We start from the raw sequence: 12,461 nt of genomic DNA, 5'->3' as shown, positions 1-12,461 counted from the left end.
TCACCCGAATTACTGACGTAGGTCAGCTCATCGGGATTCCCTCATTTGCCGCCTTCCTGCAACTTGAAATCTATTGGGTATATTGGATTGCCATCTTTCAGGCCGCCGGAGTGTTGCACGGCGGATTATTCTGCTTCAAATGCCTTAGTGATATTCTCCAATTGTTCTTGTGCCTCCAACCAATGCATTTCAGTTTCTTCCAGCTTGGATTTCACTTGCATTTGCTGCTGCAGATATTGGGTTAAATCTGCCTTGCGAGCAATATCGTATAAGGCAGAATCAGCTAATTTTTCTTCAACTGCAGTGAGCTCTGCGCTGAGTTTATCCATCTGTTTTTCCAGCGTCATAATCTGCTTGCGCAATGGCTGAGTTTGGTTGCGAAACTCTGCATCACGGCGCTTTTGATCTTTGCGTTGCTGGGCGCTGTTGCCAGATAACTCTTTTGATGGGTTGTCTTGCTGGCTTTGCTGGCGCTGAAAATCCACCAAAAACTGCTGATAATCCTCAAGATCGCCGTCAAATTGTTCCACTTTGCCATCGTGTACCAGATAAAGGTCATCGGTAGTGGATCGCAGTAAATGACGATCATGGGAAACCACCACTAATGCGCCTTCGAAATCTATTAATGCTTCGGTCAGGGCTTGGCGCATATCAAGGTCAAGGTGGTTGGTCGGTTCATCAAGCAGCAACAGGTTAGGGCGCTGCCAGATAATCAGTGCCAATACCAGTCGTGCTTTTTCGCCGCCAGAGAAACGGGCGGTGGGGTCAGTAACTTGATCGCCCTGGAAACCATAACCGCCCAAATAATCGCGCAGCTGTTGTTCCGGCTCCTTAGGGGCCAGTCGGCTCATATGCTGTAGCGGAGATTCGTCAGCCCGCAGAAATTCAAGCTGATGCTGGGCGAAGTAACCCAGTTTAATCCCTTTGGACAGGCCAATTTCACCACTTTGTGGTTCCAGCGTACCTGCTAACAGCTTAATCAGGGTTGATTTACCCGCACCATTGCGGCCCAGTAAACCAATGCGCGAACCCGGCACCAGATTGAGTTTTATCGATTCTAAAATGGTGCGATCGCCATAGCCGGCGCTGACTTTATCCATCCGCAGCAGCGGGTCTGGTAGGCTCTCGGGTGTCCGGAAACTGAAGTGGAATGGGTTATCCACATGGGCTGGCGCGATAAGCTCCATCCGCTCCAACATTTTAATTCGGCTTTGGGCTTGCTTGGCTTTGGTCGCCTGGGCGCGAAAGCGGTCAATATAGCTTTGTAAATGCGCGACTTTCTCTTGCTGATGCTGATACATCGACTGTTGCTGGGACAGCTTCGTGGCTCGCTGGCGTTCGAAGGATGAATAGTTGCCGGTGTATTCATTCAGCGTCTGCTGTTCAATATGCAGAATCTTATCAATAATAGGATCAAGGAAATCGCGGTCATGGGAAATCAACACCAAAGTACCGGAGTAGCTTTTCAGCCATTTCTCCAGCCAGATCACGGCATCTAAATCCAAGTGGTTCGTCGGCTCATCCAGTAACAATAAATCTGAGCGGCAAACCAGGGCCTGTGCCAAATTAAGACGCATCCGCCAGCCGCCGGAAAATGAACGCACGGGTTGCTGTAATTGGTCTTGAGAAAATCCCAACCCGTGCAGCAAGCTGGCGGCGCGTGATTGAATTGTCCAGGCCTGGATGGCGTCTAACTTGCCATGTACGGTGGCAATGGCGTGGCCGTCATTTTTTTCATTAGCCAGCTGAAGTTCGGCTTCTAACTGGCGATATTCGCGGTCACCGTCGATAACATACTCTATCGCCGGAACATCCAGTGCCGGGGTTTCTTGGTTAACCCAAGCCAGCGCCCAATTACTGGGAAAAGTGGCATTGCCGCCATCGGCGCTCAATTCGCCTTTGAGCAATGCCAGTAGAGTGGATTTGCCGCAGCCGTTTTTGCCGACCAGCCCGACTTTTTGGCCAGGATTAATTGTCGCTGTTGCATTATCCAGCAAGACACGAGTACCACGTCGAATTTGTAGTGAGGAAAAAACAATCATAGAGTGCCGTATATTTAGAGTTTACCCGTCATACTTCAAGCTGCATGTGTGTTGGCTGCGCTCGCTCACCCGAATCACTTACTCTAGTAAGCTCATCGGGATTTTCTCGCTTGCCGCCTTCCTGCAACTCGAATTATTTTGGGTATATGTTAAATTATATCCCCTTGGTTCTTGAGGTTGCCGACTGACAACGCCAATGACTTTGGGTACAAATCTTAGTCTTTTTTGGTCTTTGCGAAGCATGGTAACGGAAAAACCGCACCCTGACGACGCTTTGGAGGGGAATGATGTCGCAGCTACCGAAGGTTTTGCTGTTGTATGCCCATCCGGAATCACATGACTCGGTGGCAAACCGGGTTTTACTGCAACCGGTGCAGCAATTAGAACATGTCACTGTGCACGATCTTTATGCACATTATCCGGATTTCTTTATTGATGTTCATCATGAGCAGCAATTGCTACGCGAGCATCAAGTTATTGTATTTCAACATCCTTTATATACCTACAGTTGCCCTGCCTTGCTCAAAGAATGGCTGGATCGGGTGCTAGCCCGTGGTTTTGCCAATGGTGTCGGCGGCCATGCCCTGACCGGCAAATACTGGCGGTCAGTCATTACAACCGGCGAGCCGGAAGGTGCTTATCGGGCTGGGGGATATAACCGCTACCCGATGGAAGATATTCTGCGGCCTTTTGAATTGACGGCGGCAATGTGTCACATGCATTGGATGAATCCGATGATTATTTATTGGGCACGTCGTCAGAAGCCGGAAGTCTTAGCCAGTCATGCGCAAGCTTATGCGCAGTGGTTGCAGGCACCGCTACCGACGGGAGGGAACTGATATATGGAAGGCTCGGCGCTACTCACCGCAATTTTATTATTTTTATTCGCCGCCGTGGTGGCGGTGCCCATTGCCCAGCGGCTAGGGATAGGTGCGGTATTGGGCTATCTGATTGCGGGTATTGCTATCGGCCCGTGGGGGCTAGGTTTTATTCGTGATGTTGATGAAATTCTGCACTTCTCCGAGCTGGGTGTGGTGTTTTTGATGTTCATCATCGGCCTGGAGTTGAACCCAGCAAAACTGTGGCAATTGCGGCGCTCAATATTTGGTGTCGGTGCCGGGCAGGTGGTCATCACCGCCGGCATCTTGGGGGCGCTACTTTATTTCACCCAATTTGCCTGGCAAGCGGCACTGATTGGTGGGGTCGGTTTAGCCATGTCTTCTACCGCGATGGCGCTACAGCTGATGCGGGAAAAAGGCATGAACCGCAACGAAGGCGGGCAACTGGGATTCTCGGTTTTACTGTTCCAGGATATGGCAGTTATTCCGGCCTTAGCCTTGATACCCATTCTGGCAGGCGGCGGTGGGGCGGCGAATGACTGGGTCAAGATTGGCATCAAAGTTGCCGCTTTTACTGGCATGCTGATTGGCGGCCGTTATTTATTGCGCCCCTTGTTTCGCTACATTGTGGCCTCTGGGGTGCGAGAGGTTTTCACGGCGGCGGCATTGCTGGTAGTTTTGGGTTCTGCGCTGTTTATGGATTATCTGGGCCTATCGATGGCATTAGGGACATTTATCGCGGGCATCTTACTGGCTGAAAGTGAATTCCAACACGAATTAGAAATTGCTATTGAACCTTTTAAGGGGCTGCTGCTCGGATTGTTCTTTATTTCGGTCGGCATGGCGCTGAACCTTGGCGTGCTTTTCACCCATCTACTGGATGTCTTGCTGGGTGTGCTGGCGCTGGTGTTTATCAAAGGCACGGTGTTGTATGGGCTGGCGCGGACATTTGGCTTACGCCGTTCAGTGCGGCTGCAATTTGCCGGGGTGCTGAGCCAAGGTGGTGAGTTTGCTTTCGTCTTATTCTCGGCGGCATTTACTCAGCATGTGTTAAATGCCGAACAACTGGCATTGCTGTTGGTGGTGGTCACTCTCTCTATGATGACGACGCCGCTATTAATGCAACTTATCGACCGGATTCTGGTGCGCCGTTACAACGCGCAAGAAGAAAGTGATGAGAAGCCATTTGTGGAAGACAATGATCCGCAGGTGATTATTGTTGGTTTTGGGCGCTTTGGTCAGGTGATTGGCCGTTTACTGATGGCCAATAAAATGCGCATTACGGTGTTGGAGCGCGATGTCAGTGCCGTCAGTGTGATGCGCAAATACGGTTATAAAGTGTATTACGGGGATGCCACCGAGCTGGAGCTGTTGCGTGCGGCAGGGGCGGAAAAAGCCAAGGCGATTGTGATTACCTGTAATGAGCCGGAAGACACCATGACGCTGGTGCATTTGTGTCAGCAGCATTTCCCCAATTTGCACATTCTGGCCCGCGCCAGAGGGCGTGTGGAAGCACATGAATTGCTGCAACATGGGGTTAAAGATTTTACTCGCGAGACCTTCTCCAGTGCGCTGGAACTGGGGCGAAAAACATTGTTGGAATTGGGGATGCATCCTCATCAGGCCTACCGGGCACAACAACATTTCCGCCGTCTCGATATGCGGATGCTGCGTGAATTGGTGCCGCAGCATCAGGGGGATGTTGCGCAAATATCCAGAATTAAAGAAGCCCGCCGTGAGCTGGAAGATATTTTCCAACGAGAAATGCTGCATGAAAGTCGGCAATTAGATGGGTGGGATGAATACGAATAAGGCGGGAGAAAAGAATATAATGACTTTTAATCAGACAAAAACACGCAAAAGATTTATTGCTGGAGCCGTTTGTCCGAAATGTAAGGCATTGGATACGCTGGCTTTATGGCGTGAAGACCAGGTCGAAGTGGTGGAGTGTGTTAAGTGCGGTCACCATCAGCGCCAAACGGATGAACAAGTGAGTCAGCATGTCCGTGAACATGAACAAGTGATCGGTATTTTCCATCCGGAGTAGCGTTATCCTCCGCGATTTTTTATGCTGAAGAGTACAGCGGTGCAAATTTCCGCTACAATCTGTGCCAATTTTTGTTCCAAGGGTAGGAGATATCATGAAAGTAGCAAAAGACTTGGTGGTCAGCCTGGCTTACCAGGTACGTACAGAAGACGGTGTTTTAGTTGATGAGTCTCCGGTGAGCGCGCCGTTGGACTACCTGCACGGACACGGTTCCCTGATCGCTGGTTTGGAAAAAGCGCTCGAAGGCCACGAAGCCGGTGACAGCTTTGATGTGCGTGTCAACGCGGACGAAGGTTACGGCAGCTATGATGAAAATCTGGTGCAGCGCGTACCGAAAGACGTCTTTATGGGTGTTGACGAGCTGGAAGTTGGCATGCGTTTCCTGGCTGATACCGATCAAGGGCCAGTACCGGTAGAAATCACGGCTGTTGAAGACGAGCACGTTGTGGTTGATGGTAACCATATGCTGGCGGGTCAGGATTTGAACTTCCACGTAGAAGTGGTTGCTATCCGTGAAGCAACAGAAGAAGAGCTGCAACATGGCCACGTACATGGCGAGCATGATCATCACCACGAACACGGTGAAGGTTGCTGCGGCGGTCATGGCCATGATGAGCATGACGAAAGTCATGAACATGGTAAAGGCGGTTGTGGTAAAAGCGGCGGCTGCGGCTGTCACTAATATCTGATTAGGCCAGTTAACCGGGCTTTATCAGTCAAAAGCCAGCCTTGCGGCTGGCTTTTTTGCTATCAACACCACTGGATTTTACTGCCAGCGCTATTGTCTGCTAACACGACATCATGGTTAACACGACATCATAGTTAACACGACATAGCGGTTAACACTAATAGTGTGGTGGTGGCGTTTCATCCGATTCAGCAACCAGCATTGAGGTCTGGGATGCCCGCAGTTTATCGGTCAATAAACGCAAATGCTCCCGCAATTTGCTGATTTCCATCTGATGCTCCGTCACGATCACATTGAGTTCATCAATCGTCACTTCCTGAAATGCCAGACGGCTTTCCAGCATTTCCAGCCGTTGTTCAAACAGGGATTGTTCCATCTTAATTACCTCTCATGACTGAAAATCAGACCCTTTGGTCACTTTCCACCTGATGTCAGATGGAAAATAGCAAGGAAGGGCAGATTCTACCTGCAAAACCCTATGATTACTCTGCAAGGGTTAAGATATCGATAAAACGAAACTTCTTGTAGTAAAAAAAGTCTTAATATCACTTAATAGGATAAGCATAGAGATTGTTTTGTGTTCGCACAGACAGTTATAGTACAAGTTACTCTTATAATCGTTGCTTGGGGTAAGTGTCCTTAAGCCAATGGAGAAATGGATGAAATCACTGTTTAAAGTAACGCTACTGGCTACCACCATGGCGCTGACCCTGAATACCTCTGTGGCTTTTGCTGCTGAAACTGCGAAAGCGGCAGATACAGCAACAAAAACAAATAGCGCATTTAAGAATGATGACCAGCAATCTGCATACGCATTAGGTGCATCATTAGGGCGCTATATGGATAACTCCCTGAAAGAGCAAGAAAAACTTGGCATTAAACTGGACAAAGACCAGTTGATCGCCGGGGTTCAGGATGCTTTTGCCAGCAAAAGCAAACTGACTGACGAAGAAATTGAAAAAACCTTGCAAGGTTTTGAAGCTCGCGTAAAAGCTTCTGCTCAGGCGAAAATGGAGCAGGATTCTAAAGAAAACGCTGATAAAGGCGCTAAGTATCGCGAAACCTTCGCTAAAGAAAAAGATGTGAAGAAAACTGAATCTGGCCTGCTGTACAAAGTAGAGAAAGCCGGTGCCGGTGATGCACTGAAAGACAGTGATACCGTAGTAGTTAACTACAAAGGGACACTGACCGATGGCACCGTATTTGATGATTCATACAAACGTGGTGAGCCATTGTCCTTCCGTCTGGACGGCGTTATCCCAGGTTGGACTGAAGGTCTGAAACAAATTAAGAAAGGCGGTAAGATTACTCTGGTTATCCCACCAGAACTGGCTTACGGCAAAACTGGCGTCCCAGGTATCCCGGCAAATTCTACCTTGGTATTCGATGTAGAATTGCTGGATGTTAAAGCTGCACCTAAAGCTGATGCCACTGAAGAACAACCTGCTGCAGCTACGGACGCAAAAGCTAAAAAGTAATTTAGCCTATTTGCTACCAAGCTGAACACCCGGTTATTCTTATAGCCGCCACGATTTTTGTCGTGGCGGTTTTTTTTGCACTTTATCTATCAATTCGCACTTCTGCGCGTTGATAACTTGACGATTTATAGCTTGTGGGCTTAACGTCAATATCACGCGCAAACGCAAGGATTTTATCTCGGCATATTTGCTAGACTTAGAATCTAAGATATTGAGTTATGAGTCTGTCAACGATATTGAGTCAGGCTTTACGTACAGGATGGTGCCTTCGATGTCTAATTCGCTTCTCAGTAGCGAACCCAGTGAACTGGATTTACTGGATGAACGTCCGTTCAGTCAAACGGACCATGAAATACTAAAATCATATGAAGCTATCGTTGATGGCCTGGCAATGCTTATTGGCAACCATTGTGAAATTGTCCTGCATTCGCTAGAAGACTTGAAAAGTTCGGCGGTAAGAATTGCTAATGGCGAGCATACTGGCAGACAAATAGGTTCACCCATCACTGACTTGGCTCTGCGGATGCTGCATGATATGGCGGGGGCCGACAGCAATGTTTCAAGAGCGTATTTCACCCGCGCCAAAAGCGGCGTGTTGATGAAATCAGTCACTATCGCTATCCGTAATCGTGACCAGCGAGTGATTGGCTTACTCTGCATTAACATGAATCTGGACGTGCCTTTCTCGCAAATTATTCAGACCTTTATGCCGCCGGAAACCCAAGAGGTTCCGTCTTCGGTAAACTTTGCTTCATCAGTTGATGACTTAGTGGCACAAACTCTGGAATTCACTATTGAAGAAGTGAATGCTGACCGCAATGTTTCGAATAACGCCAAGAACCGTCAGGTGGTGTTTAACCTGTATGAAAAAGGTATTTTTGATATCAAAGATGCCATTAATCAGGTGGCTGAGCGGCTTAATATCTCTAAACACACGGTTTATCTTTATATCCGCCAGTTTAAAAGCGGAGATCTTATCGGGCATGAGCGTTAATGTCTGAGGAAAATGCAGCAAAATATTGCCTGATGGTCACCGGGCCTGCTTATGGCACGCAGCAATCAAGTAGTGCCTATCAGTTTGCCCAAGCTCTCCTCAATGCGGGGCATCATTTAACGAGTGTTTTCTTCTACCGTGAAGGTGTGCTCAATGCTAACCAACTGACGGCACCGGCGAATGATGAATTCGATTTGGTGCGGGCATGGCAACAGTTGGCGGCAGAACATGGTGTGATGCTAAATGTGTGTGTGGCAGCAGCATTGCGCCGGGGCGTGACTGACCAGCAGGAAGCTGAGCAACTCAATCTGGCTGCGGCTAATCTGCAACCTGGCTTCACCCTCAGTGGCCTGGGGTCACTGGCAGAAGCGGCATTAACTTGCGACCGCATGGTGCAATTTTAATGGGCATAAAACGTATCGCTTTTGTTTTCACCCGTGGCCCTCATGGTAATTCCGCCGGGCGAGAAGGGTTGGATGCTTTATTGGCGACATCGGCACTGAGCGAGCACATTGGTGTATTCTTCATTTCCGATGGTGTCTTGCAATTGTTACCCCAGCAGCAACCCGAAAAAATTCTCGCCAGAAACTATATTGCCACTTTCGGTGTCTTACCCCTGTACGATGTTGAAAATTGTTATATCTGTGAAGCCTCATTACAGCAACGCGGATTGAGCGAAATGACGGATTGGGTACTTGATGTCGAGGTATTATCTCCGGTAAATTTACGTCGCCAATTGGCAACTTATGATGTTGTGCTGACTTTTTGATGAGGTTTGGGTAGCCATAATGCTGTATACCGTCAGTCATTCTCCTTATCACTGCGATTTATCTTCGTTGTTGAGATTAGTCACATCCGAAGATGAGATCTTATTTTTGCAAGATGGTGTTATGACTGTTTTGAAAAACAGTGAAAGCCTTAAGCTATTGTTAAATAACCCAGCTTCGCTATATGTGTTGGAAGATGACGTTATTGCACGCGGCTTGTCTGGTCAAATTTCAGACAAAATAATGCTAATCGGTTATACTCACTTCGTGGTTTTGACCCTAAAACATCAGCAACAACTGGCATGGTAATGCAGTCAATGCTGTATATTTCTTGACACCTTAGATAGTCAGCCATAAAATTCTGCGTCCTCGTACTCTGCCCTTAGTGCATACGAGGTGGATTTATCACGTGTTTACGAAGCAAAAAACCAGGAGCTTTTTTAATAATGGCAACGATTAACCAGCTGGTTCGCAAGCCACGTAGCATGAAGGTTGCTAAGAGCAACGTTCCTGCACTGGAAGCCTGCCCGCAGAAACGTGGTGTATGTACCCGCGTATATACCACCACCCCGAAAAAACCTAACTCCGCACTGCGTAAAGTTTGCCGTGTGCGTTTAACTAACGGTTTTGAAGTTACCTCCTACATTGGCGGTGAAGGTCATAACCTACAGGAACACTCCGTGATCCTGATCCGTGGCGGTCGTGTTAAAGACTTGCCAGGTGTGCGTTACCACACCGTTCGCGGCGCGCTTGACTGCTCAGGTGTTAAAGACCGTAAGCAATCACGTTCTAAGTACGGCGTGAAGAAGCCAAAGGCTTAATGGTTCTCCGTTAAGTAAGGCCAAACATTTTCACATTAATGTCAAAATAAACTCTTAGAGTTTTGGACAACCCTGAATTAACAACGGAGTATTTCCATGCCACGTCGTCGTGTAATTGGCCAACGTAAAATTTTACCAGATCCTAAGTTCGGATCAGAGCTGTTGGCTAAATTTGTAAATATCCTGATGGTAGATGGTAAAAAATCTACTGCAGAAGCAATCGTCTATACCGCGCTGGAGACCCTGGCTCAGCGTTCTGGTAAAGATTTTCTGGAAGCTTTCGAAGTAGCTCTGGATAACGTGCGCCCGACTGTAGAAGTTAAGTCTCGCCGCGTTGGTGGTTCTACTTATCAGGTACCAGTTGAAGTTCGTCCGGTTCGTCGTAATGCCTTGGCAATGCGTTGGATCGTTGATGCTGCTCGTAAACGCGGTGATAAATCCATGGCTTTGCGCTTGGCGAATGAACTGTCTGACGCAGCAGAGAACAAAGGTTCTGCTGTTAAGAAACGTGAAGACGTTCACCGCATGGCCGAAGCCAACAAGGCGTTCGCCCACTACCGCTGGTAATCCCTTGCGGTAGTTTTGCTAACCATGCGGGCGCTCAAAAAGCCAACCCGCATGGGTTAACCGAATGAACGCCCTAGGAATAGAGGAATCAAATGGCTCGTAAAACACCCATTGAGCGCTATCGTAATATCGGTATCAGCGCTCACATCGACGCCGGTAAGACAACCACTACCGAACGTATCCTGTTTTACACCGGTGTAAACCATAAAATCGGTGAAGTTCATGACGGCGCAGCCACCATGGACTGGATGGAACAGGAGCAGGAGCGTGGTATTACCATTACTTCTGCGGCTACTACCTGCTTCTGGTCTGGTATGGCTAAACAGTATGAACCACATCACGTCAATATCATTGACACCCCTGGGCACGTTGACTTCACCATCGAAGTAGAACGTTCCATGCGTGTTCTTGACGGCGCGGTAATGGTTTACTGTGCAGTTGGTGGTGTTCAGCCACAGTCTGAAACCGTATGGCGTCAGGCGAACAAATATAAAGTTCCACGCATTGCGTTCGTTAACAAAATGGACCGCATGGGTGCTAACTTCCTGAAAGTTGTTGGTCAGATTAAATCTCGTCTGGGCGCGAATCCAGTTCCATTGCAATTGGCAATCGGCGCGGAAGAGAAATTCACCGGTATTATTGACCTGGTGAAAATGAAAGCGATCAACTGGAACGAAGCTGATCAGGGCGTGACCTTCGAATATGAAGAGATCCCAGCTGATATGGTTGAGCTGGCTGCTGAATGGCACCAGAATCTGGTTGAATCTGCTGCAGAAGCATCAGATGAGCTGATGGACAAATACTTGGGCGGCGAAGAGCTGACCGAGGAAGAAATCAAGAAAGCTCTGCGTCAGCGTGTTCTGCGTAACGAAATCATCTTGGTTACCTGTGGTTCTGCGTTTAAGAACAAAGGCGTACAGGCAATGCTGGATGCAGTTATCGACTATCTGCCAGCACCAACTGACGTTGAAGCAATCAACGGTATTTTGGACGATGGCAAAGATACGCCGGCTGTTCGTCATTCAGACGACAAAGAACCGTTCTCTGCACTGGCATTCAAAATTGCTACCGACCCATTTGTTGGTAACTTGACCTTCTTCCGTGTGTACTCTGGTGTTGTAAACTCCGGTGACACCGTGCTGAACTCAGTACGTTCACAGCGTGAGCGTTTGGGTCGTATCGTACAGATGCACGCTAACAAACGTGAAGAGATCAAAGAAGTTCGTGCAGGCGACATCGCAGCAGCGATCGGTCTGAAAGACGTGACGACGGGCGACACCTTGTGTGATCCAACTAATCCGATCATCTTGGAACGTATGGAGTTCCCAGAGCCAGTAATCTCTGTTGCCGTTGAACCAAAAACCAAAGCCGACCAAGAAAAAATGGGTATGGCTCTGGGTCGTCTGGCAAAAGAAGATCCATCATTCCGCGTTTGGACTGACGAAGAATCTGGTCAGACTATCATCGCTGGTATGGGTGAGTTGCACTTGGATATCTTGGTTGACCGTATGCGCCGCGAATTTAACGTGGAAGCAAACGTCGGTAAACCTCAGGTTGCATACCGTGAAACTATCCGCGATACCGTTAAGGACGTGGAAGGTAAGCACGCTAAACAATCAGGCGGTCGTGGTCAGTACGGTCATGTTGTTATCGACATGTCTCCGTTACCACCGGGTGGCGCTGGATATGAATTCGTCAACGAAATCGTTGGTGGTTCTATTCCTAAAGAGTTCATCCCAGCCGTTGATAAAGGTATTCAGGAACAGCTGAAAGCTGGTCCATTGGCAGGTTATCCGGTTGTGGACGTTAAAGTTCGTCTGCATTACGGTTCTTACCATGACGTTGACTCCTCAGAATTGGCGTTTAAATTAGCCGGTTCTATCGCCTTTAAAGAAGGTTTCAAACGAGCTAAACCAGTTCTGCTTGAGCCAATCATGAAGGTTGAAGTCGAAACCCCTGAAGATTACATGGGTGACGTAATGGGCGACCTTAACCGTCGTCGTGGTATCATCGAAGGTATGGAAGATACTGCTACCGGTAAAACCGTTCGCGTCAAGGTTCCGTTGTCTGAAATGTTCGGTTATGCTACTGACCTGCGTTCTCAGACTCAGGGCCGTGCTTCTTACTCCATGGAATTCCTGGAGTATGCTGAAGCACCTAGTAACGTCGCTAAAGCCGTTATCGAAGCCCGTGGCAAATAAGCTTTCGGGTTTAAAAC

The 12,461-nt window shown here is 48.3% G+C and carries 14 protein-coding genes; 12 read left to right on the top strand and 2 right to left on the bottom strand.

Annotated features, from left to right (window positions below; genetic code table 11):
- Positions 1–125: 125 nt before the first annotated feature.
- Positions 126–2,042: an ABC transporter ATP-binding protein gene (locus tag YROHD0001_RS02025; protein ID WP_004716392.1), complete on the bottom strand. Its 1,917-nt coding sequence runs from the start codon at positions 2,040–2,042 to the stop codon at positions 126–128.
- A 287-nt stretch (positions 2,043–2,329) separates the two neighbouring features.
- Between YROHD0001_RS02025 and kefG the strand changes: the two genes are divergently transcribed.
- The 4 genes from kefG to slyD all read left to right on the top strand — a co-directional run bounded on the left by kefG (position 2,330) and on the right by slyD (position 5,610).
- On the top strand, positions 2,330–2,881 hold the full coding sequence (kefG, locus tag YROHD0001_RS02030) for a glutathione-regulated potassium-efflux system ancillary protein KefG (RefSeq protein WP_032818088.1): 552 nt from the start codon (positions 2,330–2,332) through the stop codon (positions 2,879–2,881).
- Between the two features lie 3 nt (positions 2,882–2,884).
- Entirely contained in the window at positions 2,885–4,693 is a 1,809-nt protein-coding gene (gene kefB, locus YROHD0001_RS02035) for a glutathione-regulated potassium-efflux system protein KefB (protein ID WP_004716390.1), read from the top strand.
- Positions 4,694–4,712: 19 nt separating this feature from the next.
- On the top strand, positions 4,713–4,928 hold the full coding sequence (locus YROHD0001_RS0118715; protein WP_032818087.1) for a YheV family putative zinc ribbon protein: 216 nt from the start codon (positions 4,713–4,715) through the stop codon (positions 4,926–4,928).
- Positions 4,929–5,022: 94 nt separating this feature from the next.
- Positions 5,023–5,610 carry a peptidylprolyl isomerase gene (slyD, locus tag YROHD0001_RS02040; protein WP_004716388.1) on the top strand — a complete coding sequence of 196 codons (588 nt, stop codon included), beginning with the start codon at positions 5,023–5,025 and terminating at the stop codon, positions 5,608–5,610.
- A gap of 163 nt (positions 5,611–5,773) precedes the next feature.
- Here the strand turns inward: slyD and YROHD0001_RS02045 are convergent, their stop codons facing one another.
- Positions 5,774–5,992, bottom strand: coding sequence for a protein SlyX (locus tag YROHD0001_RS02045; RefSeq protein WP_004716387.1), 219 nt, complete (start codon positions 5,990–5,992; stop codon positions 5,774–5,776).
- A gap of 283 nt (positions 5,993–6,275) precedes the next feature.
- On the opposite strand from YROHD0001_RS02045, the gene fkpA reads away from it, so the two are divergent.
- The 8 genes from fkpA to fusA all read left to right on the top strand — a co-directional run bounded on the left by fkpA (position 6,276) and on the right by fusA (position 12,444).
- Positions 6,276–7,094, top strand: a complete 819-nt coding sequence (gene fkpA, locus YROHD0001_RS02050; protein ID WP_032818086.1) for an FKBP-type peptidyl-prolyl cis-trans isomerase — start codon at positions 6,276–6,278, stop codon at positions 7,092–7,094.
- A 271-nt stretch (positions 7,095–7,365) separates the two neighbouring features.
- Complete coding sequence (locus YROHD0001_RS02055; RefSeq protein WP_032818085.1) at positions 7,366–8,088, top strand: helix-turn-helix transcriptional regulator; 723 nt, start codon at positions 7,366–7,368, stop codon at positions 8,086–8,088.
- On the top strand, positions 8,088–8,492 hold the full coding sequence (gene tusD, locus YROHD0001_RS0118710) for a sulfurtransferase complex subunit TusD (RefSeq protein ID WP_032818083.1): 405 nt from the start codon (positions 8,088–8,090) through the stop codon (positions 8,490–8,492). The genes YROHD0001_RS02055 and tusD overlap by 1 nt, the downstream gene beginning before the upstream one ends.
- Positions 8,492–8,857 carry a sulfurtransferase complex subunit TusC gene (gene tusC / locus YROHD0001_RS0118705; RefSeq protein ID WP_072086894.1) on the top strand — a complete coding sequence of 122 codons (366 nt, stop codon included), beginning with the start codon at positions 8,492–8,494 and terminating at the stop codon, positions 8,855–8,857. The genes tusD and tusC overlap by 1 nt, the downstream gene beginning before the upstream one ends.
- A 19-nt stretch (positions 8,858–8,876) precedes the next feature.
- Complete coding sequence (tusB, locus tag YROHD0001_RS02060; protein WP_004716384.1) at positions 8,877–9,164, top strand: sulfurtransferase complex subunit TusB; 288 nt, start codon at positions 8,877–8,879, stop codon at positions 9,162–9,164.
- 137 nt (positions 9,165–9,301) lie between these two features.
- Entirely contained in the window at positions 9,302–9,676 is a 375-nt protein-coding gene (rpsL, locus tag YROHD0001_RS02065; RefSeq protein ID WP_002212323.1) for a 30S ribosomal protein S12, read from the top strand.
- Positions 9,677–9,772: 96 nt separating this feature from the next.
- Complete coding sequence (gene rpsG, locus YROHD0001_RS02070) at positions 9,773–10,243, top strand: 30S ribosomal protein S7 (RefSeq protein WP_002212324.1); 471 nt, start codon at positions 9,773–9,775, stop codon at positions 10,241–10,243.
- A gap of 92 nt (positions 10,244–10,335) precedes the next feature.
- Entirely contained in the window at positions 10,336–12,444 is a 2,109-nt protein-coding gene (gene fusA, locus YROHD0001_RS02075) for an elongation factor G (protein WP_004716383.1), read from the top strand.
- The last annotated feature ends 17 nt before the right edge of the window (positions 12,445–12,461 follow it).

The organism is Yersinia rohdei ATCC 43380, from assembly GCF_000173775.1.
GTDB classification, from domain to species: Bacteria; Pseudomonadota; Gammaproteobacteria; order Enterobacterales; family Enterobacteriaceae; genus Yersinia; species Yersinia rohdei.
Note: the sequence above shows the minus strand (reverse complement) of the source record. Positions and strands in the feature narration are given on the sequence as shown.